General features: G+C 64.5%; 22 protein-coding genes. 12 read left to right on the forward strand and 10 right to left on the reverse strand.

The window, feature by feature from the left end:
* Window positions 1–13 precede the first annotated feature (13 nt).
* Window positions 14–997: a cyclase family protein gene (locus tag V3W46_RS14535; protein WP_331783847.1), complete on the reverse strand. Its 984-nt coding sequence runs from the start codon at window positions 995–997 to the stop codon at window positions 14–16.
* Entirely contained in the window at window positions 994–1986 is a 993-nt protein-coding gene (locus tag V3W46_RS14540; RefSeq protein ID WP_331783848.1) for a fumarylacetoacetate hydrolase family protein, read from the reverse strand. The genes V3W46_RS14535 and V3W46_RS14540 overlap by 4 nt, the downstream gene beginning before the upstream one ends.
* Window positions 1987–2230: 244 nt before the next feature.
* On the opposite strand from V3W46_RS14540, the gene V3W46_RS14545 reads away from it, so the two are divergent.
* From V3W46_RS14545 to V3W46_RS14570, 6 genes are all read left to right on the forward strand, one after another.
* Window positions 2231–3250, forward strand: a complete 1020-nt coding sequence (locus V3W46_RS14545; RefSeq protein ID WP_331783849.1) for a VOC family protein — start codon at window positions 2231–2233, stop codon at window positions 3248–3250.
* Window positions 3251–3256: 6 nt separating this feature from the next.
* On the forward strand, window positions 3257–4201 hold the full coding sequence (locus V3W46_RS14550) for a sugar phosphate isomerase/epimerase family protein (RefSeq protein WP_331783850.1): 945 nt from the start codon (window positions 3257–3259) through the stop codon (window positions 4199–4201).
* Complete coding sequence (locus V3W46_RS14555; RefSeq protein WP_331783851.1) at window positions 4198–5187, forward strand: sugar phosphate isomerase/epimerase family protein; 990 nt, start codon at window positions 4198–4200, stop codon at window positions 5185–5187. Before V3W46_RS14550 ends, V3W46_RS14555 begins: the two co-directional genes overlap by 4 nt.
* A 166-nt stretch (window positions 5188–5353) precedes the next feature.
* Window positions 5354–6658 (forward strand): extracellular solute-binding protein, encoded by a 1305-nt coding sequence (locus tag V3W46_RS14560; protein WP_331783852.1) that lies wholly within the window; start codon window positions 5354–5356, stop codon window positions 6656–6658.
* Between the two features lie 26 nt (window positions 6659–6684).
* The gene (locus tag V3W46_RS14565) at window positions 6685–7674 is read left to right on the forward strand and encodes a carbohydrate ABC transporter permease (protein ID WP_331783853.1); all 990 of its coding nucleotides are present in this window, start codon (window positions 6685–6687) and stop codon (window positions 7672–7674) included.
* 5 nt (window positions 7675–7679) lie between these two features.
* On the forward strand, window positions 7680–8525 hold the full coding sequence (locus V3W46_RS14570; protein WP_331783854.1) for a carbohydrate ABC transporter permease: 846 nt from the start codon (window positions 7680–7682) through the stop codon (window positions 8523–8525).
* 54 nt (window positions 8526–8579) lie between these two features.
* Here V3W46_RS14570 and fgd read toward each other — a convergent pair whose 3' ends face one another.
* The 4 genes from fgd to V3W46_RS14590 all read right to left on the reverse strand — a co-directional run bounded on the left by fgd (window position 8580) and on the right by V3W46_RS14590 (window position 13098).
* Window positions 8580–9590, reverse strand: coding sequence for a glucose-6-phosphate dehydrogenase (coenzyme-F420) (fgd, locus tag V3W46_RS14575; protein ID WP_331783855.1), 1011 nt, complete (start codon window positions 9588–9590; stop codon window positions 8580–8582).
* Between the two features lie 38 nt (window positions 9591–9628).
* Entirely contained in the window at window positions 9629–10630 is a 1002-nt protein-coding gene (locus V3W46_RS14580) for an LLM class flavin-dependent oxidoreductase (RefSeq protein WP_331783856.1), read from the reverse strand.
* 175 nt (window positions 10631–10805) lie between these two features.
* Complete coding sequence (locus V3W46_RS14585) at window positions 10806–11729, reverse strand: LysR family transcriptional regulator (RefSeq protein ID WP_331783857.1); 924 nt, start codon at window positions 11727–11729, stop codon at window positions 10806–10808.
* A gap of 64 nt (window positions 11730–11793) precedes the next feature.
* On the reverse strand, window positions 11794–13098 hold the full coding sequence (locus tag V3W46_RS14590) for an ROK family protein (protein ID WP_331783858.1): 1305 nt from the start codon (window positions 13096–13098) through the stop codon (window positions 11794–11796).
* A gap of 98 nt (window positions 13099–13196) precedes the next feature.
* Here V3W46_RS14590 and V3W46_RS14595 point away from each other — a divergent pair, with 98 nt between their 5' ends.
* The gene (locus V3W46_RS14595; RefSeq protein WP_331783859.1) at window positions 13197–14180 is read left to right on the forward strand and encodes a sugar phosphate isomerase/epimerase family protein; all 984 of its coding nucleotides are present in this window, start codon (window positions 13197–13199) and stop codon (window positions 14178–14180) included.
* A gap of 11 nt (window positions 14181–14191) precedes the next feature.
* A complete protein-coding gene (locus V3W46_RS14600; protein ID WP_331783860.1) occupies window positions 14192–14581 on the forward strand; it encodes a C-glycoside deglycosidase beta subunit domain-containing protein in 390 nt (129 codons plus the stop codon).
* 57 nt (window positions 14582–14638) lie between these two features.
* Here the strand turns inward: V3W46_RS14600 and V3W46_RS14605 are convergent, their stop codons facing one another.
* From V3W46_RS14605 to V3W46_RS14620, 4 genes are all read right to left on the reverse strand, one after another.
* Window positions 14639–15649, reverse strand: a complete 1011-nt coding sequence (locus tag V3W46_RS14605; protein ID WP_331783861.1) for a restriction endonuclease subunit R — start codon at window positions 15647–15649, stop codon at window positions 14639–14641.
* A 25-nt stretch (window positions 15650–15674) separates the two neighbouring features.
* Window positions 15675–16028, reverse strand: coding sequence for a hypothetical protein (locus V3W46_RS14610; RefSeq protein ID WP_331783862.1), 354 nt, complete (start codon window positions 16026–16028; stop codon window positions 15675–15677).
* A 68-nt stretch (window positions 16029–16096) separates the two neighbouring features.
* A complete protein-coding gene (locus V3W46_RS14615) occupies window positions 16097–16969 on the reverse strand; it encodes a ThuA domain-containing protein (protein ID WP_331783863.1) in 873 nt (290 codons plus the stop codon).
* A 60-nt stretch (window positions 16970–17029) separates the two neighbouring features.
* Window positions 17030–18295 carry an ROK family protein gene (locus tag V3W46_RS14620; RefSeq protein WP_331783864.1) on the reverse strand — a complete coding sequence of 422 codons (1266 nt, stop codon included), beginning with the start codon at window positions 18293–18295 and terminating at the stop codon, window positions 17030–17032.
* A gap of 101 nt (window positions 18296–18396) precedes the next feature.
* On the opposite strand from V3W46_RS14620, the gene V3W46_RS14625 reads away from it, so the two are divergent.
* The 4 genes from V3W46_RS14625 to V3W46_RS14640 all read left to right on the forward strand — a co-directional run bounded on the left by V3W46_RS14625 (window position 18397) and on the right by V3W46_RS14640 (window position 23494).
* Entirely contained in the window at window positions 18397–19467 is a 1071-nt protein-coding gene (locus tag V3W46_RS14625; protein WP_331783865.1) for a Gfo/Idh/MocA family protein, read from the forward strand.
* On the forward strand, window positions 19464–20261 hold the full coding sequence (locus tag V3W46_RS14630) for a hypothetical protein (RefSeq protein ID WP_331783866.1): 798 nt from the start codon (window positions 19464–19466) through the stop codon (window positions 20259–20261). The genes V3W46_RS14625 and V3W46_RS14630 overlap by 4 nt, the downstream gene beginning before the upstream one ends.
* Before the next feature lie 150 nt (window positions 20262–20411).
* The gene (locus V3W46_RS14635; protein ID WP_331783867.1) at window positions 20412–21893 is read left to right on the forward strand and encodes an MFS transporter; all 1482 of its coding nucleotides are present in this window, start codon (window positions 20412–20414) and stop codon (window positions 21891–21893) included.
* A 29-nt stretch (window positions 21894–21922) separates the two neighbouring features.
* On the forward strand, window positions 21923–23494 hold the full coding sequence (locus V3W46_RS14640) for a GMC oxidoreductase (RefSeq protein ID WP_331783868.1): 1572 nt from the start codon (window positions 21923–21925) through the stop codon (window positions 23492–23494).
* Window positions 23495–23534 lie beyond the last annotated feature (40 nt).

Genomic DNA, 23534 nt, shown 5'->3' on the forward strand with positions numbered 1-23534 from the left:
CTCTCCTTCGAGCTCATTTCAGTGCGATGGGGTTGACGGGGGCACCGACGGCGCCGGTGAAGGGGATGGGTGCAGCTGTGAGCAGAAAGTCGTAGCGACTGTCGCTGGCGCAGTCGTCGGCGAGCGCATCGAGATCCCACATCTCGCCGATGAACAGCCCCATGTTCGGGATCACGACCTGGTGCAACGGCTGGAACGCGACGTCGAACTCATTCGGTCGCACCTCGAACCCCCACGTGTCGGTCGCGACTGCGGCGATCTCGTGCGAGTGCAACCAGCCGGCGCTGGTGAATGACAACCCGGCCGACGCACCTCCCGCGTAGTCGCCCCAGCCCTCCCGGCGTGCACGAGTCAGCCGGCCCGTTCTGACGAGAACGATGTCGCCCCGCCCCACCTCGGCACTGGCACCCTGGGCGTCGATCACTTCGTCGAGCTGTGCGGGTGTGATCGCGAACCCGTCGGGCAGCTCTCCGTCGGTGCCGAGCACGCGGCCCGCATCGAGAAGCACCCCGCGTGAGACGAAACGGTCGGCGGTGGTCTGGATGCCCGTACGAAGGTCGCCTTCGCTGGTGACGACATCTTGCGAGGGCCTACCGTTCCAGGTGCGCCCGTGGTCGAAGATGTGGCCGAGGCCATCCCACTGGGTCGACGCCTGCAGAGGCATGAACACCACGTCGTCGGCACCGCCGAGACCGTGCGGGAAGCCCTGGTTGCCGAGCGCAGCGTCGACGCCCGTGTCGAGCATGGTGTGCACGGGATTGGTCCGGCGGCGCCAGCCGTTCTGCGGGCCGTTTCCGTCGAACGACTGGGCCAGCGAGAAGGCTGCGCCCCTGGTCACCAAGCCCGCAGCGGCCAGTCGCTTGGCGGCGTCGATGAAGTTGAGGGTGCCGAGAACGTCGTCGTCGCCCCAGCGGCCCCAGTTGCCGAACTCCGCCGCGGCTGCAGCGATCGCCCCGGTGGGGTCTGACCGATCGAGTCGGCTCTGATCGTCGGTCATCGGGTCACTTCCGACACCGTGCGGGTGTGCTGGCTGCCGAGGCCGTCGATCGTGGCGACCATGAGGTCTCCGTTGCGCAGCAGTCGACCCCAGTGCGCGCCATTGCCCGCCGGGCTCCCGGTCAGAATCAGGTCGCCGGGTTCGAGCGGCACCGTCTGCGAGGCGGCCGAGATCAATTCGGCCACAGTGAAGAGCATGTCGGCGGTCGATTCGTTCTGCATGACATCACCGTTGAGAGTCAGCGTCAACTGCACGTTCTGCGGGTCGGGCACCGCTTCAGCGGGCACCAGCCAAGGGCCGATCGGAAGAAATCCCGGCGCATTCTTCGATCGGAACCAGTCCGTTCCGATCTCGGGCATGTCTCGGCGAAAGACCAGGTCGCGTGTCGTGAGGTCGTTGACGATCGTGTACGCGGCGACGAAGTCGAGGGCCTCGTCGGGTGAGACTCTGACGGCGGTCGTGCCGATGACCGCCGCCAGCTCGAGTTCCCAATCGTGCCGGTCGCTGTACGCGGGAAGCGTGACGTCGGCATCGGGCCCGGTCACCGCGGACGGCAGGCCGATGAAGAAGTAGGGGATGCCTTCGCGTTTGCGCTTGTCCATCATCTCGGCTGTCTCGGCCCGCACCTGCTCTTCGGTGCGGCCTGCGGCGATATCGGCGTGTGACACAGCCAGGTCGATGACGTGCTTACGGTAGTTCGCGCCCGCCTGCAGAATCTGGCGCGGTGCCAGCGGCGCAAGAGGTGTGAGGTCGGAGAGAGGCAGCCACACTCCGGTCGTGGCGGCGTGAGCGAGCCGCTCGAGCGTTGCCCGATGCGTCCCCCAGTCGTTCAGCAGTGCACGCGTACCCGTGGGGGCGTCGAGGTCGACGCCCTCGAAGTCGGCCGAATCGGCCCGAAGATCGCGAACCTGGTCAGCGACGACGATTCCCACGAAGGTGCCGGTGGCCCCCGAGAGGTACCCTACTGCCCAGTCGATCGGATCGCTCATAGGGGTGGCTCCTTTGCCTGTTCGTGGGGCTGAAAACGATAGTGCTCGTCAACTCTCGCAAGTTTCGTCGTATCGGACAACGTGATTTACCTGATAGCCCACATCAGCGTGGGACATACCGGGGGTATCGCCGTCGATGATTGCGAGTATCACCAGATCAGCCTTCCCAATACCTTCGAGCGGAATCACACTGATTCTGGCAATCACTAGACGTGAATCAATACCAGCAGTTGGAGGATCAACGATGATCAAGTTGCTTTCGCACCTTTCACATGTGCGGCTGTCAGCTCCCGATGTCGAGGCATCGGTGCGTTTCTACGAGGAGCAGGTGGGAGTGCGGGTCATCCACCGCGACGACACGGGCGTCTATCTGCGGTGCTGGGGTGATTACTACGAATTCAGCCTGGTGATCGAGCAGGGCGACGAACCGTCGCTGGTCAGCATGAGTTGGCGCACCTCGAGCGCCGAGGCCCTCGACGAGGCAGCTCGCCGCATCGAAGACGCCGGAGTCACCGGAAGCTGGAGCGACGACCACTTCGGCTATGGGCGGGCCTACACCTTCACCGGCCCCTATGGCCACACCATGGAGCTCTTCTGGGACGTCAAGACCTATAAGGGCGAGGGCGAATTCGCCTCGGTCTACCCCGATCGCCCCGAGCGCCGCAGCAAGCATGCCGTGGCACCCCGCCAGCTCGACCACGTGACGGTCGCCGCCAGCGATGTGCTCGGTTTCGCCAAGTGGTATTCCGACGTGCTCGGATTCCGCATCATGGCGCACACCGTGCTCGAGCACGCCGACATCAACGTGTTCAGCGTGCTGACGACGAACGAGAAGTCGCACGACCTCGGCGTTGTGCTCGATTCATCGTCGCGCCCGGGGCGTGTGAATCACTTCGCGTATTGGGTCGATACTCGCGAAGACCTGCTGCAGGCTGCTGATCTGCTGATCGAGAACGGTACGGCCATCGAATACGGGCCCTCCATCCACGGTATCGGCGAGCAGAACTTCCTCTACTTCCGTGACCCGAGCACCATGCGCGTCGAGGTCAACACCGGCGGATACCGCAACTACGTGCCCGACTGGAAGCCCAACACGTGGCGGCCGTCGCAGGGGTCGAACAACTTCTACCGCAACGGCACGATGCCGATGTCGATGACGGAGTCGTTCCCGCCGGACTCTGCACCCACGGCGACCGAAGAGGGCGTGCTTCCCGGTACCGAAGAAGAACTGATCAACCCGTACGCCCGTCACGGCCAGGGCTGACCGATCATGACGTGGCAGAAGTGGTCGTACATGGACCACTGGGTGCTCGATACTCCCCAGGGTGGGCAGAACCCCTACTTCAACCGGCGCTACCTCGAGCAGTACATCCGACAGCTCGCGGCTCTGGGCTTCCGCGGTTTCGACACGTTCTTCTTCTACCTCCCGATGGCCGCGCAGCTGTTCGGCTCGGTGAAGAAGTTCGAGGAGTTCCTGCAGGACGAGGGGTTCGACAAGATCACGGGCATCTTCTCGGCGTATCCGAATGCGACGAAGTTCACCGCCCCACACGTGCGATCGACGCACGACCGCATCTTCGCGGATTCGGAGCGGATCGTGGAGATGGTCGATGGTCTCGCCGTCGAGAATCTCATCGTGATGCCGACGAACACGTATTTCCAGGTGGCACCGATCACCGATGAGAAGATCAAAATCACGGCCGACCTGTGGAATCGCGTCGGCGAGATGTCGATCTCGCACGGGCTGAAGCTGAGCTGCCACTTCGAGTTCTGGGGCGGCATCCGCACGCCCGAGGAACTCGCTCTGTTCTTCGAGTACACCGACCCACGCTACGTGTTCTACTTCTGCGACACGGCCCAGCACACGATCGCCGGCGTAGACCCTCTTGAGCTGTTTCGCACGTACCGCGAGCGCTGCAGTGGGTTCCACTTCAAAGACACGCACACCATCGATCGGGATGAAGCGTACAGAACGCCGCCGGACGCCGAGTTGATGGCGCCCAACGTCTCGAGGTGGTTCCACGAGATGGGCACGCCGGAGGGACTCGTCGACTTTCCGAGCCTGATGAAGGAGATCGTCAGTTCAGGCTTCGACGGGTGGCTCACGGTCGAACACGACCAGGCCGAAGTGGGCGGGAACAACTACGCCGAGGCGACCTCGGTCGCCAAGTGGTACATCGACAATGTGCTCGAGAAGGTGGAGGCAGACCGATGACGGAATCCATCACCTGGGGCTATGCGATCAACCAGTGGAACGTGCGGCTGAACGTCTTCGTGCGCCGCGAAGCTCACGAACGTGCCTTCAAGACCCTCTCAGCTCTGGGCTTCCGCACAATCGAACTGGCCGCGGGAAGTGGCCGGTGGGACAACCTGGGCCGCCCCGAGCTCATCGAGCTCGGCCACGGCTCGATCGAGGGCTTCATGCGCTTCCTGAACTCCTGCGGCATTGACCGGGTCGCCAGCATGTTCTGGGATCCGGGTCGCCCGGGCGAAGAGGAAGGCTGGGCTTTTCTCGGCACCCAGCGCCGCGACGATCATGATGCGATTCTGGCCGCTGCCACCCCCTTCCTCGACTTCCTACCGCAGGTGGGGGCAGACCGCCTCGTCGTGCGGCCGGTGGGGTCGGCCTGGATGACCGGCCCGCTCGACGGCGAAGCGTTCGCTGCTGTCGGGGATCTCTGGAACCGCGTCGGAGAACGATCGCTCGAGTCGGGGGTACGAACGGTGCTGCACCTGGACTGCCTGTCGGCGATCCACTCGCTCGACGATATCTCTGCGCTGCTGGCAGCGACAGATCCGGCGCTGGTCGGGCTTGCCGTCGACACGGCGGAGCTCACCATCGCGGGCATCGACCCCGTCGAGTTCTATCGTGCCCACCATGACCGGGTGCGGCACGTGCACCTGAAGAACACCCTCTTCACCGACAGCGGAGCGCAATACCTGCAACCCGGGGCCGAGACGGCGATGCTGAACGGCGGAGACGACCGGGGCATCGAGCGCTGGTTCTACGAACTGGGTGTTGAGGGTGGCCTCGTCGATGTGCCGGCCTTCATGGCCGCACTCGACCAGTTCGACTACTCGGGAGCGGTGATCGTCGAGAGCGACCACGGCAGCAACCCGGCAGACCTCGCCATGCTCAACAGTTGGTATGTTCAGCGCAGATTAGGGGTGGATCTGCGCTCGACCGTGCCACCTCGCTAGGCGTCACAACGTCGGAAAGCCCTCCGACAGCTATCAGCATTCGTTATGTTGCCTATTGACTTATACGGTGCGATAGTAATCCAAATCCCCGCATCGGGGTCTGTGAAGCTAACCCCCAAGGGGTTTCGCAGAAATGACAAAGAAGTCAAGAAAGGCTGACTGAACCATGACACAGCAAGCCAGGCGGTTCCCCCGCCACCTCGTCGCCGCGCTAGCCGCTGCGGCTGGTCTGAGTGTTGCACTCGCAGGATGCTCTGGCGGCGGTACCTCGGAATCCAGCGGAGGTGCGGAACCCCAGACACTCACTCTCTCCTACCAGATCGCAAACTCCGCAACTTCTCCCTACTCGGTTCTCGCCCAGAAGTACATGGCGTCGCACCCCGGCGTGACCATCACGACGAACGCCATCAACCTCTCGACGTACGGCCAGACGCTCACCACTCAGCTGCAGGCGGGCAACGGGCCTGATGTGTTCCAGGTGCAGGGCGGTTCGGGCCAGGTTCAGGGCGCAGTGTCGCTCGCGAACGCCGGCCTGCTCGCGCCGCTGACCGGAACGAACATCCCGGCAACCATTCCCGACGGAAGCGCGGCCCAGTTCTCGGTGGATGGCAAGCAATATGCCATGCCCGTAGAACTGCTGCCCACCGGAATCATCTACAACGACGCCGCTGCGAAGGGCGTAGGCATCACCCTCACGGCTACATCGACGCTCGAAGACGTCTACGCGGCATGCGCAACAGCATCGGCTGCAGGGAAGTCGCTTTTCGCGCTCGCCGGCTCGCAGTCGCCGAACACCGGAATCCTCGCGCAGCTGATCGCCCAATCGCAGGTCTATGAAGCAACTCCCGACTGGAACCAGCAGCGCGCAGACGGAAAGGTGACCTTCGCCAACACGCCGGGCTGGAAGAGCACACTGCAGACTGTTGTCGACATGAACACCAAGGGCTGCTTCCAGCCGGGTGCTGCGGGTGCTGGCTTCGATGCACTCACCAACGGAGTCGGCTCGACGAGCGCTACCTCGTTCGGTCTGTTCGCACCTCTCGGTGGCGCGTCTGACATCATGAGCGCGGTTCCCGGCCTCACGCTCGTCGGTCTTCCGGTTCCTGCCCCAGCGGGCACGACCACGAAGCTGATCAACGGCGCAGACGACTCGCTGGCCATCAATGCCAAGACGAAGAGCCCCAACCTCGCCCAGGACTTTCTGAACTGGATGGCTGAGCCGGAGCAGGCTGCTCAATTCGCGAGCGTCGCGGGTGAGATCCCCATCGTCGGTGGCCCCGGACAGCTGTCGCCGGTGTTCGCGCCCATCACCCAGATGATCACGGACAAGCAGTACGGTCCCTTCCCCGCGCAGAGCTGGCCGAACGGGCAGGTCTATGACGCCCTCGGCACCGGTGTCACCGGCCTCATCACTGGACAGGCCACGATCGACCAGGTCCTGCAGTCCATGGATGACGCCTGGGGCGCCTAGGCAGTTCGACGACGAGAGATAGAGCAATGGCGGTTGTGACGAACATGAACACCGATCAAGCACTCGGTTCTGATCGGGCACTCAAGGGGCAGCGTGGCCGTGGCTCCGCGGGGGCCGGTGACCACTCCGGCCCCCGGCGGCGCAAGGCACTGGTCAACTACGGCTACTGGTGGTGGGCGCTGCCCGCGATCGTGCTGGTGCTGGTGGTCGTCTACGTCACAACCGCCTCGGGGGCGTTCTTCGCCTTCACTGACTGGACGGGTATCGGCAAGTTCAACTTCGTCGGGCTCGCCAACTTTCAGAAGATCTTCTCGACGCCCGCGCTGAGCGGGGCACTGTGGCACACGCTCTTTCTCGCTGCGGGATTCGTGATCTTCACTAATGTGTTCGGGCTGTCGTTCGCCTTGGCGGTGAACCGCATGCTGAAGACTCGCTATCTGTTGCGCGTGCTTCTCTTCATGCCGGTGGTACTCAGCCCCATTGCCGTCTCGTACATCTTCGCGTTCATCTTCGCCTACAAAGGGCCGCTCAATGCACTGCTGGCCGGCGTCGGCCTCAGCAACCTGCAGCAGGACTGGTTGGCGAACCCCACATCGGCGATCTTGTCGGTGCTGTTCGTGATGGTGTGGCAGAGCATCGGCCTCGTCATGGTCGTGTACCTGGCAGGGTTGGCTTCTGTTCCCATCGAGCTCGAAGAAGCGTCAGCACTTGATGGCGCCGGTGTCTTCAGCCGGTTTCGGCACATCACGTTGCCGATGATTCAGCCCTCTATTGCGATTGCGTCGACGCTCATGCTGGTTCAGGGCCTTCGAGTGTTCGACCAGATCATGGCACTGACCGGCGGTGGTCCGTTCGGAGCCACTGAGACTCTGGCCACCCAGATCTACAAGCAGTCCTTCACTTTCGGTCGATACGGGTTCGGGGCGGCGCTGGCGCTCGTGCTGACCGTCATCATTCTGATCTTCGCGATCGGGCAGCAGCTCGCTATGCGCTCGCGCGATCAAGTTGGGAAGTAGTCGATATGTTCCGTTACACAAAGTGGACCTTGCTTCGCGAGATCATCACCATCATCGCGGCCCTGTTCATGCTGCTGCCGTTCTACATCCTGATCACCACGTCGTTGAAGTCGGGCTCGGAGGCCGTCAATTCCAATGCGCTGGCGCTTCCGGCGACCCCGACCTTCTCGAATTTCGTTCAGCTGCTCCAGCCGACGGCGAACAGCGGCGGCGCCACCATTCTGGTCGGACTGCTGAACAGCGTTCTCATCACCGCAGGGTCGATCGTTCTGCTGATCATCGTCGGGTCACTCTGCGCGTACGTGATCGCCAGGCGAACTGCGCGCTGGTCGCGAACGGCCTACTACATCTTTCTCATCGCGATCACTCTGCCGGCGCAGCTGGGTGTCGTACCTCTTTATATCGGTGCGAAGAATCTCGGGCTCACCGGGTCGATTATCGGCATGATCATCATCTACACGGGCACGCTCTGCCCGCTGTCGGTGTTCCTCTACGCCGGGTTCTTCCGTACCGTTCCGATCGAGTACGAAGAGGCTGCGATCATCGACGGAGCGTCACGCATCCAGGTTTTCACGCGGGTGGTGTTTCCGCTGATGAGCCCGGCCACGGGCACCGTCGCGATCTTCATCGGCCTCATCGTGTGGAACGACTTCTTCACCTCGTTGATCTTCCTGAACGGTTCGGGAAATGCCACCTTGCCGGTGATCATGTACAACTACGTCGGTTCGCTGGTGTCCCAGTGGAACCTCATCTTCGCCGTCGTGATCGTCTCGATGATTCCGATCCTCGCGTTCTACTTGTTCGCGCAGAAGAAATTCATCCAGGGCTTCTCAGGCGGACTGAAGGCCTAGCGAGCATCCGGCGCTGCGTCTCTCTTCGGTGAGCGCAGCGCCAGGACGCAGCGCCTACGCGTGCCGAGCGCGCAGTCGCGGCAGGATCTCCGAGCCGTACAGCTCGATGAATCGGGCCTGATCGGCGCCCGGGCCGTGAAAGACCAGGTGGCGAAAACCGAGCGCGAGGTACTCCTCGATGCGCTCGACGTGTTCGTCGGGATCTGACGAGACGATCCACCTCGACGCCGCGCGCTCGATGGGCAGAGCATCTGCGAGACGCTGCATCTCCCGCGGGTCTTCCACACTCATCTTCTCTTCCGGCGTCAGCGCGAGAGGAGCCCAGAAGCGCGTGTCCTGGAGCGCCCGCTCGCGATCGTGGTCGAACGACACCTTCATCTCCATCAGGGTGTCGACATCGCCCGGAGCGCGCTCGGCTGCCGTGATGCCTGCCTCGAGGGCGGGCAGCAGGGTGTCGGTGTAGAGTTCGCGGGCCTTGCCCGACGTCGTAATGAATCCCGACGCCATGCGACCGGCCAGGCGCGTAGCCGCTGGGCCGGATGCGCCGATGTAAATCGGCACCGGTGTTTCGGGCCGATCGTAGATTGTGGCGTTCTCGGTGCTGAAGAACTGCCCGTCGAACGTCACGCGTTCTTCGCTCCAGAGTTTCTCGATGAGAATGAGAGCCTCTTTGAGCCGCGCGAACCGCTCTTTCACCTCGGGCCAGGGGATGCCGAGGGCGACCTCGTTCAGCGCCTCGCCGGTTCCCACACCGAGCACGACGCGCCCGGGGAACATCGCGCCCAGTGTGCCGAACGCCTGCGCGACGACGCCCGGGTGATACCGGAACGTCGGAGTGAGCACAGAGGTGCCCATCACGATGCTGCTCGTTCGCGCGCCGAGCGCGCCCAGCCACGGAATCGCGGCGGGGGCGTGGCCGCCCTCGTGATTCCACGGTTGAAAGTGGTCGGAGACGAAGATCGAGTCGAAGCCTGCCTGCTCGGCGAGCACTCCGTATTCGAGCAGCTGCGACGGAGCGAACTGCTCGGCCGAGGCTTTGTACCCGAAACGAACAGGACTGGTCATGATGACTCCACTTCTTTTCGGGTGTTGTGCTGCTGCACTCAGAGTTTACGGAGCTCCGGTACGACGTGTTCGGCGAAGAGCTCCATCGACGTGGTGACCGCAGGTGTCGTCATTCCGGCGCTGCGCATCTGGAACGCCACCCCCGTCTGATTGGGCGAGAGGCCAGCGTAGAATTCCGAGATCCACTCCAGCACTTCATCGGGGGTGCCGACGGCTGCCATCCTGCCGTCGATGATGTCTTGCTTGGTGAGAGTGGCTTCGGCGGGGTCGGGTGTCGAACCGTCGAGTCGCTTTCGCAGAGTGTAGAAGTTCAGGTGGAACAGGAGGCCCTCGAGGCCGACATCCCACGCCTCTTCCGTCGTGTTGGCGACCACAATCGGAAGAAGGGTCTGTGCCTTCTTGGTGGCGGGGTCGAATCCGGCATTCTGCAGCCCCTCGACCCAGGAATCCTTCGCTTCGGCGATCAGGTTGTACCCGCGGCTGGCTGCGATTCCGACGCTCTGCGGCCCCATGGCCGACGCGTAGAAGGGGATCTCCTCTTGAACGGGCCGAGTGGTGAAGCGCACTTTCGGGAAGGTGTAGTACTTACCTTCCCAGTCGAATTCTTCGTCGGTGCCGAGGGCCTTCTGAATGAAGGCGGCAGATTCGTAGGTGCGACCGAGACGCTCTTTCGAGTTGATTTCGAACGTCCGGAATTCTTCGAACTGCGAACCGACACCGAAGCCGAAGTTGAATCGGCCGCGGGAGAGGATGTCGACGGCCACGACGTCTTCGGCCAGACGCAGCGGGTTGTGGAAGGGCAGGCACATGACCGACGTTCCCAGGCGGATCTCCGACGTGCGAGCGGCCATGTTGGCGAGCACGGTGAGCGGCGACGGCGTCCACTGGTCGGTCGTCATACGGTGTTCGCCGACCCAGGCATTGTCGAACCCAAGCCGTTCAGCGCGCACCACGTCGTCGATGTAGTCCTGGTAGACGTCTGCCAGCGGGTAGGGGTGGGCGGGATGATTCCGCGGCCCCATCACGAGTCCGATATCCATGGCTGCGCTCCTTCGGTGTACTGAGGGCGGGGCCGAATCACAGGCACCATCGCCGTGGTCAAGATCTCGGCAGTCTTTGCCGAGCCTCCTTCATCCTGACGAAGCGGGGGATGACACGGAAGACCATTCTGCTGATACCTGGTTATTCGCCGCATCGATAGTGGCGAGAGACGATTCAGCTTGGAGAGTCGACCGCCAGCTGGCGTCCGGTCTCAGACATCATGCTGCGCAGCCACTGGTGCTCGGGATCTTTCGTGTAGATCTCGTTCCACCAGAAGGCCTCTTTGACCGGCACCGTCTCGAACGGCGGATCGACCAGCCGCAGATGGCGTCCTTGCGTGATCCGTCGGGCGAGCCGCTCCTGGATCAGCCCGATGCGAGGCGTGAATTCGATGAGTTCGGGAAGCGCCATGAAGTTCGGCGTCACCGCCTCGACGCGTGGCTCGATGCCCTGCATCTGCATCTGCCGAGCGGCGGGCGTGAATGCACTCGACTCCATGAGCGTGAACACCCAGGGCAGTTCTGCCAGGTCGTGCATCGTGAGTTGGTCGCCGATACGGTCGTTCTCGGAGTCGACGATGCAGACCCACCGATCCTGGTAGAGGTCCAAATGGGTGTCGAGGCGCAGGAATCCGTGCGGGATGATGATTCCGTCACACTCCCGAAGCGACTCCGGCGCGTTGTCGACCGTCTCGCGACCGGCATTCTCGAATCGCAGCCGAACGTCGGGCGCGACCTTGGAGATCACCATGGACAGCGCTGACCCGAACACGGCGAACGAGTAGTCCAACCCGCGGATGGTGAACTCGCGATTGCTGGAGGCGGCGTCGAACTCGGGCTGGGAAGAGAAGACGCGCTCCACTGACGAGACTGCAGCCCAGGTCTTTTCGCGCAGGTGCACGGCGAGCGGGCTGAGTTCGTAGCTGTTGCCGTGCCGAACGAGCAATTCGTCATTGAAGTGCCGGCGCAGCCGAGCGAGCGCTGCAGACAGCGCGGGCTGGCTCATTCTCATGCGCACTGCTGCGCGCGACACGCTCTTCTCATCGAGAAGAGCTTGCAACGAGGGCAGCAGATTGAGGTCGAGGTTCCTCAGATTCATGCCGTGAGGATATCACCTCAGGTGATTTCGATCCCCGACATTCCGAATACCGCTGATGTGCGTCTCAGTGAACCGGCCGCGCTGACACGGCCGGGGCGACAACCGCGGGCGCCTCGGCGAACGCGCGGCCCCCGGATTCCACCCAAGAGCGGATGCGGTCGGCCGTCAGAAGCTCGTCGATGCACATCTGCGCCGCCCCGATGGCCCCGGACCACGTGCCCAGCCGGGAATTTCGAATCTCGAGCGCTCGTGAGGCGATGGTCGGCGCATGGGCGATCACCGAGGTGCGAACTGCGGTGAGAAGCACGTCGCTGTCGACGCACAGTTCCCCGGCGAGGATGACCAGCGAGGGGTTCAGTACGCCCACCATCAACGAGATGACGCGCCCGATCTGGCGGCCGGCCTCAGCGACGATGCCGATGCAGAACGGATCACCCAGGGCCACGGCATCCGCCACCTCGTGGAGGGTGAGCCGGCCGGCTCGCCGAACCACCTCGCCGAGAATTGCCGATTCGCTGCCGCCCGCGTGACTGCGAGCCATCTCGGTCAATGCCACACCTCCCGCGATCGTCGACAGGCAGCCCGTCTTGCCGCAGAAGCACGGTACATTCGAGTCGCCGTAGGCGACGTGTCCGATGTCGCCGGCACCGCCGTCACTGCCTCGGTAGAGGCGACCGTCGATGAAGAGGCCGGCACCGATTCCCAGGCCGATATTCACGACGATCACGTTCTGCAGCGACCGGTCGTCGTCGAGGGCTCTCTCGCCGACGACCATCGCGTTCACGTCGTTGTCGACCCAGACCTCTGTGCCGAGCGCCCGTGCCAGCCGTGCGCGGAACGGATACGCGTTCCACGCGGGCAGGCTGGGCGGAGAGACCATGCTGCCCGCGGTGAAGTCCACCGGACCAGGCAATCCCACGCCGACGCCCAGAACCGGGGGCGAGCCGGGCGGCAGCGCGTGCTTCACCCGGTCGATGAGGTCGATCACGCGGGCCAGGGTGGCCACCGGGCCGTCGCGCACGTCGTGCTCCTCCGATGTCTGCAACACGATCGTGCCGGTGAAGTCCGTCGCAACGACATCTATTCGTGCGGCATTGATTTCGACGCCGATCAGCAGGGCGCCGCCGCGGTTGAACCGCAACGCCCGAGGCGCCCGGCCGCCTGTGGAGGCAGCAGTGCCTTCGTCGATGAGGATTCCGGCCCCGACGAGCTCGGCGACACGCTGGGTGATGATGCTCTTTCCGGCTGCGGTGGCTTCAGCTATCTCGGTGCGAGTCGTCGCGGTCTGCTGCCGCGCGAGGCGCACGATGCTCTCGGAGAGCGCGTGGGGGTTCGTCGTGAAACCGACGTGTGACTCTCTGCCGACCATAGTTGCGTGATCCCGTTCCGCTTGCGTTCGACCATTTTAGTAGCTAGATTGATCGAAAATCGGTCGAAGAGGACATGAGCGCAAGGAGCACCGGTGGCATGAGTCACGACATCAAGACGGGAGCGAGTCTCTACTCGTTTCAGGAAGAGTATTTTCTGCGCAAGCTGGGCCTCGAAGAAATCGTCGCCACCGCCGGTCGCATCGGTGCCCTGGGCATCGAAACGCTCGCCGAGCAGATGATGCCGGGGTTCCCCGCCCTCTCCGACGAGTTCTACGCCGACTGGCACCGCTGGATGAAGAAGTACGGCACTACGCCGACGGCGCACGACATGTTCCTCGACACGAAGAGGTTCAAAGATCGGCTGCTCACACACGATGAGATGGTCGAGTCGGTGCAGCGTGACATCATCCATGCCGAGAAGCTCGGGGCCCAGATCATCCGGGTCATCGTCAATACTCCTCCGGAGGTGATCGAAGCCTCCGCCCCCTTTGCCCGTGAATACGGAGTGGTTCTCGCGGTCGAAGTGCACGCACCGTGGAGCTTCGAGCATCCCTGGATCCAGGAGCACATCGCGGTCGCCGACCGGGCCGGACTGGATGCCGTCGGCATTATTCCCGACATGGGAATCTTCACCCGCAAGCTGCCTCGCGTGGTGTGGAATCGCTCTCTTCGAGACGGCGCGACTCCTGCCCTCGTCGAGCAGATCGTCTCGGCCTATGACTCGAAGGCCGATCTGACTGGGCTCGAGGAATCGATCGCCGCTCAGGGCGGCAACGGTGTCGACGGTGGTCTCGCCTGGCAGGCCACACACACGATCGACCTCGATCCGTCGGAGCTGATCACCTGGGCGAAGTACATCGTGCACATCCACGGCAAGTTCTACGAGATGACAGACGAAGGGGTCGAGTACAGCATCCCGTACGACGAGATCGTGCGCGCCCTGAAGACGGCGGGTTACACCGGCTACATCTCGAGCGAATACGAAGGCAATCGGCACATTCAAGACGTGTTCCCCGTCGACAGCGTCGAGCAGGTCTCTCGCCAGCAGCAGATGCTGCGCCGGCTGATCGACAGCGAGTAGGAGAGACGACCATGTTCGACAAATACCTCATCGACGCGACCAGTGTTCGCAACATCACGACCGACGGTGTCGTGAACGGTTTCGAATTCGCCGTGCGCATCGGCTACTACCGCGGCTTGGCCATCTCGATGGTCGAGCCGTTCGATGTCGTTGTCGACGGCGTCGCCATAGACGGCAGCGAGATTCGTTTCACCGTCGCCGGCCAGACGTTCACCTACGAAGAGATGGAGACCCGCGCAGACGTGCGCTGGGAGATGGTCGACGACGCCATCATCACCGTGCTACGGCCAGGCGGGCTGGCGCCCGGCGAGCACACGATCGATCTGACCGAACACCTGCGGGTCTCGTATCTGCCCTTCATTCCGGCGCATCACGACAACAAGGTCGTCACGGTCGGCTGAGAAGCGACCAGTTTTCCCAGGGAGGGGCGCGCCGTCACTGAGACTGGGTTGCACCGGTCAGGCGGTGAGCGCCCGTCGCACCAGAGCAAGGTGGTCGCGGGTCATCTGGGTCGGCCGTTCGCGCTCGAGCCATTCGTGCCCGCCCCATTCGCTGGTCAACGTTCCCGTGAACCCGCGTCGGCGCAGTAGCCGGCCGAGCGCTTCGACCGGTCGGCTGACTCGCTTGTCGGCATCATCGAGATCCCAGAACTTCAGATGGAAGCCGCCCACCAGAGGCCACACCTCCTCGACAGCGGCGATGTCGGAGCGCCCGAACCGTACGATCATGTTCATAAAGATCATGAGCGCCGACGGCGGTACCTGACCGGAGTGCAGCAGGGCGACGACCGCGATCTGTGTGTCAGGATCACGCCACTCGTTGGTGACGCGGTCGACGAACTCTGCAGGCAGCCCGCTCTCGGCCAAGAGCTGGAGGTAGCTGACAGGCAGTGCTGGCATCAGAATGCTGATGTCGAAGATCACTCGGATGCGCGGGTCGGCTATGCCGTCGATGGTCTCGAGCGCCTCGGCCGTGGTCGGGTTGGAGAGCGTCTGCTGCCCCTGGATCTCTTCGTAGAGGGTCAGGTCGAGTTCGTGCAGAACCGGCTGCAATTCACGCAGCAGCGGCGACCCGGCCTGGCCGATCGGCAGACGCACCCCCGTCGCGCCGAGCCGGTGAGCAGCGCGAATCTGAGGCAGTACGAACGCGAGTCGCTCTGCCTCGGTGCGCCGACGCCCCGCACCAGTGAACTCGTCGATGTACAGCCCGACGATGCTGACTGCGCCACCCGTTGCAGTGAGAGAGCTGCGAAGGTCGTCTACCTCGGCGTCTGTCGGCACCGGGAACGACCGCCAGACCGAACCGGGCTCGAGCTCGAGCGTCGATGCAACCCTCTCTGCGGCGATGCCGCGAACGATCGCGGTGGCGGTCTTCTCGGCTCGCATGATGTCGGGTGTCCAGCTGAAGGAACTCGCACCGAGCAGCCACCGTTCGGGCACAGTGCGTTCGTGTTCTGAATCGTCAGTCATAGATGGGTCTTTCGTACGAGTGGGGTCAGAGAACGTCGCGCACGACGGGGGGAACGGTCGGTTCGGCCAGGGCGCCCGGCTCGAGAGTGTGGGTCACTTCGACTGGCAGAGAAAGCGGTACTCCGGGCCCCGAGTGCAGGTAGGGCACCATCAGAACGAATGACACCGCCACCTCACGCGGGCCCGGTTCGACAGGGTCGGTGCCGACAAGCGCGAGTCGATCTTGGATGAACCACCATCCGGTCTCGTCGGCGAGCCGATCCGGCGGCACGGTACGCCCGGCCAGAGCGACAGCTACAGTTCGCGGGCTGCCGTCAATGGAGACGACGAGGTCACTCACGCTCGACAGCGGCATCGAGCGAATCCACGGTAGGCTCATCCGCAGCTCGAAACCGCCTGGCACAGTCGAGAGGGCGTCGTGTCGAAGCGCCGAAACAGTCACGCGCGCTACTTCTGGGAGTCTGGTTCGCCCGCAGCAACCCACTCGTCGAACATCGTGCGCACCATCGGCTCGAGCGTCGTCGGCCACCAGTCGCCACCCTCGACCGCATCACCGAGATTCGCGGGGGTCTCGATCGTGACATCGCCGGTAGCGGCCCACTCTGCGCTGCGCGGGAAGAGCGCCTGAAAGGCGGGATGCCCGATCGCCTGCACGTTGTGGCCGATACCGATCGACACCGAGCGGCCGGACCCGTACTCGACGCTCCAGGCAACCGGGTGCTCCTCGCCCATGCCGGGCAGCGCTCGCCACTGAGACGGTACCTGGGTGTACCGCAGAGGGTTGTCCCATCCCGTCAGCAGGATGGTCTTCTTCACTCCCTCGGGCCACTTGAGGCCGACGTAGAGGTCGTCGTTGTAGTGCGGAAACTCCGCAGGCCAGCCGGCCGTGATCGGGTGCTGCTCGGCGGTATGGATCATGAAGTCGTTGTTCGGTGCGCGGCGCGAAGTCGTCTCGCGCATGACGCCGCCGAGCAGGCGTTCGTATTCGGCATCCCAGCCGACCCCACCGGCCAATGTCGGATGATAGGCGATCAGGCCCTTGCCACCCTTGACGAAATCGAAGAGCGCCTGTTCGGCTTGTTCGCCGAACCGTTCCTCGGGAACGTCGCGCCACGGATCGCGACGTCCGAAGTAGTTCAGAACCACCAGGTCATACGGTTCCAGCGTTTCGGCGCTGGCGCCCCGGAACTCCTCGGTCACCCGCACCTCGAACCGGCCAGTCTGCTCGAGCACCTGCTTCAAAGCCGGTGTCGTCGCCCGCCAGTCGTGGTGCACGTCGGTCATTCCGGTGATGATCAAGGTACGGATGGGCGCAGGCATGACACTCCTTCGTGTGATTAGACCAAAAGATACACGCTTATGTCTAAATTCGTAAGAAGTTCAGGAAACGACTTTCACCCCGTCGATGGTGGGCCTGCCGTCGGCGAACCACCGCGCGAAGGTGGTGTCGAAAAGCTGCTCGATGGCGAGCTCGGCACCTCCCCGAAGTGGCTCCTGCGCGTCGCCGACAGACTGCACAATACTCAGGTCGCGGGTTGCGAGGGGCAGAGACAACTCGTAGACCCGTCGGCGCACCTCGGCCAAGAAGATCTCGCCTGCGGTCGTCAGGGCACCGCCCAGTACGACGACACTCGGGTTGAACATATTGACGAGGGCGGCGATCGATTCGCCGATGAGCCCGGCGGAGTGGAGCACGAGTGAGATGCAGTACGCGTCACCGTCGGCTGCGCTGGTCGCGATCAGCTCTGGGGTGAGCGGTGTGTCGGCGGCCACACGCTGGCGCAGCACTCCGCCCCCGCCTGCGTCGAGCTCGCGCTGGGCCCGCCGAACGAGGGCCCAGCCACCGGCCTCGGCCTCGAGGCAGCCGATCTTGCCGCACCGGCACGGCTCGACCGAGTCACCCACACGAACGTGACCGATGTCGCCCGCCGCTCCATTCGCGCCTCGGTGGAGTCGCCCCTGCGAGAGCAGCCCGGCACCGATACCGCTGCCGATCTTGCAGTAGATGAGGTCGATCGTCTCATCGCTACGGTGGGAGCGCTCGGCCAGGGTCAGAAGGTTGACATCGTTGTCGACCCACACGGGGGCGTCGAAGCGCTCTTCGAAACGACCGCGCACGTCGAACCCGTTCCATCCGGGCATGATCGGCGGTGCGACCGGCGCGCCGCGCTGGAAGTCGACGGGGCCGGGAACACCGACCGAAACGGCCCAGACCGGGTGCCCGGGGTCGGCGGCGAGCAGCTCGTCGATCATCGCGACTGCGGCATCGAGTGTCGCTGCCGGGCCGTTTGCGATGTCCCACTCCCGATGGCTCTGCGATACCACGACTCCATCGAGCCCGGCGATGCCGACCCTGATGTGCAGCGCACCGAGCGCGCACACGACGATATGGGCCTGATCGGACCGGAACCGAAGGGTTCGGGGGGCACGCCCGCCCGAAGACGAACCGAAGTCGCCGTCTTCCAGGAATCCGGCGTGGGTGGCGGCGTCTACCCGCTGGGCCACGACGCCTCGGCCGAGCCCCGTGACGCGACCGATCTCGGGGCGGGTGACCGCTTCACCGGTGCGCACCAGGTTGACGATGCGCAACAGACTGGTGACCTCGTCAGTCTGCGCACCGAAGCGAAGTAGTGATTCTGTAGCCACGCTCTGATCTTGACACACTACGTGGCATCGTCGTCTGCGACTCGACGTCTATAGACGACATCGTGCCAACTTAGGCATAATACAGACATAAGGGACGGACGATGACGATGACCTATGGAGTGGGAATCCTGGGCTCCGGGCCAGGCGTGGTTGCGTTGCACCTGCCGACGCTCGGCCACCTCAGAAACGAGTTTCAGGTCGTGCACATTGCTGACGGCGGCAGTGGCCGCGCCCGCGGACTGGCCGCGGCGACAGGCGCCCGCGTGTCGATCGGTGAAACCGAGCTTCTCGCCGACACCGACGTGGATGTGGTGCTCGTGTGCAGCTCGCCTGAACACCACTCCCGTCAGGTGCGGGCGGCCGCGGCCGCGGGAAAGCGCGCCGTTCTGTGTGAGAAACCGCTTGCGCTGTCACCGAACGAGGTGCGCGAGGTGATCGACGACTGCCGGGCATCCGGAACCGTGCTGATGGTGGGCACCAATCACTACTACGACCCTGCCTGGCGCCAGGCCAGGAAGCACCTCGCAGAGTCGGCGTCTGGGGTTCAGGCCGTCTCGGTGACGGTTGCGGTGCCACCGAATCACCGGTACCACGAGGTGGTGTCTCAGCAGGCAGACCTTCTGGCCGCGGCGAGCGCGGCGGCTGCAGCGACGAGGCCGCCTCGGCCCGATCTCTCCGACCCGGCCATTGCAGCGCACCTTGTCGGCCTGCTCCTCACCGGCCTGGCCGTACACGATCTGCCCGCCCTGCGCGAGATCGCACCAGCTTTCGAGCGGGTCGTCTATGCTCGTGCGCTGCCGCCCGTCGGCTATGCGGTCGGTTACCTCGCGAGCGGTGTGCTGGTGCAGCTGACGGGCGTCATGGTGCCGGGCGGTGCCGATGTGCTGTGGCGCATGGCGCTCACCACCACCGACGAACGCGTCGAAGTCGAGTTTCCGCCGGCGTTCGTTCATCCGGGCGGTGGCCGCGTGCGGGTGCGCGGCGGTGACGGGCTTCGCACGGAGTACACGCGGGGGAGGGAGGACGGGTATCTCACGGAGTGGATGGCGCTGGGCGACCTGCTGTCGCACCCCACGTCGGTCGATTACGGCGCCCTCGAGGCCGACGCGATCTACGTCATGCTGATCGCCAACGGCGCCGCGGAATTCATTCTCCAGGAGGCGCGACGATGATCCCGACCCGCATCGTGACAGACGAGCCGCCCTATCTGGCTGTGCTCGGCGAGCTGCAGCCCGACGTGGTCGTGTCGACTCGGGCGGAGGGTTCGGTCGTGGTGCTCGACGGCGCAGACGGCTGGGTGACGCGAATGCACGCTGCGGCTGCGAGCGGTGCCCGCGCGGTGGTCGTTTTCGAACCGCAGGGCGTCGGCGAGCCCGACCACCAGGCGCTTGGTGGCCCCGGCATCGCCGTCGTGCTCGACCGTCGGTGGCTGCGGCCGGATGTCGCGGCCGATGCGAGCGCAGCGCGCGCAGGTGACACGGTCAGAGCCGTCATCGTCGAGTGTGCGGGGCTGGCGGCGGAGAACCAGGCGCTGGTGCGTGACGGTGTCGGCTGGGCGCGAGTGCTCGCGGGCGGGCGGCTTCGGGTGACGTCGGTGGGGTCGACGGGCGCTGCGACCATTGTGCTGCTCGAGGGGCCGGACGCACTGCCCGTCACCCTCTCGTTCTCGACTCTGCCGTCGGCCGGCGCGGGCGGTCTGGTCAGGGTGTCGGCGCTCGGCGAGACACGCACGGAGGTCACGGTCGACGGGGTGGCCGGGTGTACGGAGATCCAGACCGCAACGCGAGGAGGCGTCGCGACGGCGGCCCAGCGCTTCGAGTCGGCCCAGCGCCTGGCGCTCCGGCGTGCGATGGCGGCGATCGCGAGTGAAGGCCGCTCGAGCCCGGCCGACCTGGCAGAGTATTCCGCTGACGCTGCCGTGACCGCCGAGATTCTGAGCGCTGTCGCTCGCGGTCGGGATCGGTGACTACAGCCATTACTTATGTTGATATTCGACTAAAGCGGGCGTATGCTGGCGTTGACGTCGAGGCCCGCCGGCCTGTTCCCTACCGTGACGTTGCGGCAGGGGCGCAAAAAGTCGCGTCGACGGCCCGATCGTTCGGGTGATGCGAACACTATGCAACTGTCTGCACTGCGACTCCGTCTTCTCGTTGTATCCCTGCTCACCGTCTCGTTCATCGGGGCGCTCGACAACACGGTCGTGTCCACGTCTCTCGCCACGATCGCGGGTGATCTCGGCGCACTGCAGAACATGGGCTGGGTCATCGTCGGGTACACCCTCGCCAGTACTGTCACGCTTCCTGTCATCGGAAAGCTCGCCGATCTGCTCGGCCCGCGCAGCGTCTTTCTGGTTTCGCTGGTCGTGTTCATCGCCGCGTCGCTCGCCTGCGGGTTCTCGTCGAGCATGCTCTGGCTCGTCGCCGCTCGAGTGGTGCAGGGCATGAGCTCCGCTGGTCTGCAACTGATGTCGCAGACCATCATCGCCCGTGTGGCCACGCCGCGGCAGCGCCCCAAGCTGTTGTCGATCGTGGGGGCGGCCTTTCCCATCGCCATTCTCATCGGGCCTGTTCTCGGCGGGCTGATCACCGACTACTGGGGATGGCCGTGGGTGTTCTGGATCAATCTGCCCGTGGGCGCCGTGGCCTTCGCGCTGGCGATCTTCGCGGTTCCTCACATCGAACCGGGAGTACGTGCCCCGTTCGACTTCGCCGGCACGATCTCGTTGACCGTCGCACTCGTCGCCGTGGTGCTCGCCGTCACCTGGGTCGGTGACCCCTCGCAGGGTCTTCAGACTGTTCTCGCCTTCGGCTGTTGCGCCGTCGCCACCGCGGTGTTCTTCGTGATCGAGTTGCGCGTCGCCGAACCGATCGTGCCACTGCGTTTCTTCGCCGATCGCACGGTGGCCGCCGGCACCGTGCTCTCGGCGATCGTGGGCATCAGTGTGTTCTCGCTCACGTCGTATCTGCCCACCTACTTTCAGATGGCCTACCAGCTCAGCGCGACCCTCTCGGGGCTCGTACCGATTGCGACCGTGTTCGGGATGCTGGTGAGCAACGTCGCCACGGGCATCCTCGCCAGTCGCACGGGCGAGTACCGGCTGTTCCCGATCATCGGCACGTCACTCGGCACAGCGGGGCTGCTGGCGATGGCCGCGCTGCCCGTCGGATTGCCGATCTGGGTGCCGATGGTGGCCATGGCGATCGTCGGTGTGGGCACGGGCTCGTTCATGAGCCTGATCGTCGCGGTTGTGCAGAGCGCCGTTCCTTCGAGCGAGACCGGCTCGATCACGGCGGCCGTGAACCTCGCGCGCCAGGTGGGCGCCACCGTGGCGACGGCGCTGATCGGGGGCGTCATCGGGTTCGGCGTGGCGGCTCTGCTTCCCGGCGGACTGGATGCTCAGACTCTGACCCCTCAGCTGGTGCGCGCTGCCTCGCCGGCCGTTCAGCTCCAGGTCGCAGAGGTCTACAGCACGGTGTTCGTTCCGATCTTCGCCGCGACTGCGCTCGTCTTCGCTGTCGGAATCGTCGCGAGCGTGCTGCTCCCGCCCGGCCGGCTCTCCGACGAGCGCGTTGCCGACGTCGAGACACTCAGCGTCTGAACCAGGATCAACCACAAAGGAGTAACGACATGTCACCCCAGCACACCATTGCCATCGTCGGCAGCGGTCCCATCGGCTCGGCCTACGCCCGGGTGCTCGTCGAGAGTGTTCCGGATGCCCGGGTCATCATGTTCGAGGCCGGGCCGCAGCTGACCGAGACCCCCGGTGCGAGCGTACGCAACATCGCCGATCCGGAGGAGAAGGAGCGGGCGCGGGAACTCTCGCAGGGGCCGCAGGCGGGCGCGCTGAGAGAGACCCTCGGAATTCCCTCATCGGCCGTCGTCGAGGGCATGTTCACGGCACGCCAGGGCACCCATCTGATCGATTTCGGGGGAGAGGGCAGCGGGCACGCTGAAACGTTTCCGGCCGGCGCCGCATCGACGAACGTCGGCGGCATGGGAGCGCACTGGACCTGCGCGACTCCGGCGCCATCGTTCAGCGAGCGGGTTGCCTTCATCGACGACGCAGAGTGGAGCGAGCTGATGGAGGTCGCGGAGGGCCTGCTGCACGTGCAGCATGCTGCGTTCGCCGACTCCGCTGTCGGCGCGGCGATTCGATCCCTGCTCGACGACGAGTTCGGTGCCGAGCTGCCGGAGGGCTTCGGCCCCAGCACGCTGCCGGTGGCGGGTGATCCACAGCCTGACGGCAGTATGCGCTGGGCGGGGGCGGATGTCGTGCTCGGCCCGCTGATCGACCCGGAGTCCCCGCTGTCGAAAAGGTTCGAGTTGCGTGACCTGCACCTGGTTCGAAAGGTCGACCTCGACGGTGACCGGGTGGTGGGCGTGACGGTCGAAGACCTGCGAACACGGCAGGTGAGCTCGGTGAAAGCCGACCTGGTGGTGGTGGCGGCAGACGCATTCCGTTCGCCACAGTTGCTGTGGGCATCCGGGATTCGGCCGCGGGCGCTGGGGCACTACTTGACCGAGCACCCTGTCGTGGTGACGACCGTGGCCCTCGACGGTGAGAAGATGAGCAGGCTGGCGACCGAGGAGCAGCTCGACGAAGAACTCGCTCGCCGTGCACTGAATCCCGTCGACCCGGTCGCGGCGGTCAACCGCATCCCGTTCTCAGAGCCTGGCCATCCATTCTCGTTGCAGGTGATGTACGCAGAGACCGCGCCGTGGGAGATGCCGCCCGAGGCCAAGCACTCGGGCAATCGCTGGGGATATGTGAACATGGGCTACGGCATGCGTAAACAGCCCCGCTTCGATGACGGCGTGACCTTCGATGACAACGAGCTGGACTACCGCGGATTTCCGAACATGACCGTACGCTACGAGCTGACCGAGTCTGAGCTCGCCGAGATAGCAGAGGGAACCGAGCGGCTGCGCCGCGTCGCCGACACGCTCGGTGAGGCGATCGCCGAGCCGCGGCTGCTGCCGCCCGGGTCGAGCCTGCACTACGAGGGTACGATGCGCATGGGTGAATCTGACGACGGAACCTCGGTGGCCGATCCATGGTCGCGGGTCTGGGGCTACGAGAACCTGGTGGTCGGAGGAAACGGGGTCATTCCCACTGCGACGTCGATGAACCCGACGCTGATGAGTGTCGCGCTCGCGGTACGCGGAGCTCGAGCCGCAGCTGAACGCCTGGCCGACTGAGGCGCGTGCGATGACGAGGCCAGCGCCTGTGGCGGGAGCG

It is taken from the genome of Subtercola sp. YIM 133946 (genome assembly GCF_036553535.1).
In the GTDB taxonomy this organism is placed as follows: Bacteria; Actinomycetota; Actinomycetes; order Actinomycetales; family Microbacteriaceae; genus Subtercola.

Excerpts from the sequence above, each read along its gene's own strand:
- V3W46_RS14545 (WP_331783849.1), top strand. The coding sequence starts at position 2,231 with ATGATCAAGTTGCTTTCGCACCTTTCACATGTGCGGCTGTCAGCTCCC.
- V3W46_RS14635 (WP_331783867.1), top strand. The coding sequence starts at position 20,412 with ATGCAACTGTCTGCACTGCGACTCCGTCTTCTCGTTGTATCCCTGCTC.
- fgd (WP_331783855.1), bottom strand. The coding sequence starts at position 9,590 with ATGACCAGTCCTGTTCGTTTCGGGTACAAAGCCTCGGCCGAGCAGTTC.
- V3W46_RS14550 (WP_331783850.1), top strand. The coding sequence starts at position 3,257 with ATGACGTGGCAGAAGTGGTCGTACATGGACCACTGGGTGCTCGATACT.
- V3W46_RS14590 (WP_331783858.1), bottom strand. The coding sequence starts at position 13,098 with ATGGTCGGCAGAGAGTCACACGTCGGTTTCACGACGAACCCCCACGCG.
- V3W46_RS14565 (WP_331783853.1), top strand. The coding sequence starts at position 6,685 with ATGGCGGTTGTGACGAACATGAACACCGATCAAGCACTCGGTTCTGAT.
- V3W46_RS14610 (WP_331783862.1), bottom strand. The coding sequence starts at position 16,028 with ATGAGCCTACCGTGGATTCGCTCGATGCCGCTGTCGAGCGTGAGTGAC.
- V3W46_RS14640 (WP_331783868.1), top strand. The coding sequence starts at position 21,923 with ATGTCACCCCAGCACACCATTGCCATCGTCGGCAGCGGTCCCATCGGC.
- V3W46_RS14570 (WP_331783854.1), top strand. The coding sequence starts at position 7,680 with ATGTTCCGTTACACAAAGTGGACCTTGCTTCGCGAGATCATCACCATC.
- V3W46_RS14540 (WP_331783848.1), bottom strand. The coding sequence starts at position 1,986 with ATGAGCGATCCGATCGACTGGGCAGTAGGGTACCTCTCGGGGGCCACC.
- V3W46_RS14630 (WP_331783866.1), top strand. The coding sequence starts at position 19,464 with ATGATCCCGACCCGCATCGTGACAGACGAGCCGCCCTATCTGGCTGTG.
- V3W46_RS14560 (WP_331783852.1), top strand. The coding sequence starts at position 5,354 with ATGACACAGCAAGCCAGGCGGTTCCCCCGCCACCTCGTCGCCGCGCTA.
- V3W46_RS14615 (WP_331783863.1), bottom strand. The coding sequence starts at position 16,969 with ATGCCTGCGCCCATCCGTACCTTGATCATCACCGGAATGACCGACGTG.
- V3W46_RS14535 (WP_331783847.1), bottom strand. The coding sequence starts at position 997 with ATGACCGACGATCAGAGCCGACTCGATCGGTCAGACCCCACCGGGGCG.
- V3W46_RS14600 (WP_331783860.1), top strand. The coding sequence starts at position 14,192 with ATGTTCGACAAATACCTCATCGACGCGACCAGTGTTCGCAACATCACG.
- V3W46_RS14625 (WP_331783865.1), top strand. The coding sequence starts at position 18,397 with ATGACGATGACCTATGGAGTGGGAATCCTGGGCTCCGGGCCAGGCGTG.
- V3W46_RS14585 (WP_331783857.1), bottom strand. The coding sequence starts at position 11,729 with ATGAATCTGAGGAACCTCGACCTCAATCTGCTGCCCTCGTTGCAAGCT.
- V3W46_RS14605 (WP_331783861.1), bottom strand. The coding sequence starts at position 15,649 with ATGACTGACGATTCAGAACACGAACGCACTGTGCCCGAACGGTGGCTG.
- V3W46_RS14580 (WP_331783856.1), bottom strand. The coding sequence starts at position 10,630 with ATGGATATCGGACTCGTGATGGGGCCGCGGAATCATCCCGCCCACCCC.
- V3W46_RS14595 (WP_331783859.1), top strand. The coding sequence starts at position 13,197 with ATGAGTCACGACATCAAGACGGGAGCGAGTCTCTACTCGTTTCAGGAA.
- V3W46_RS14555 (WP_331783851.1), top strand. The coding sequence starts at position 4,198 with ATGACGGAATCCATCACCTGGGGCTATGCGATCAACCAGTGGAACGTG.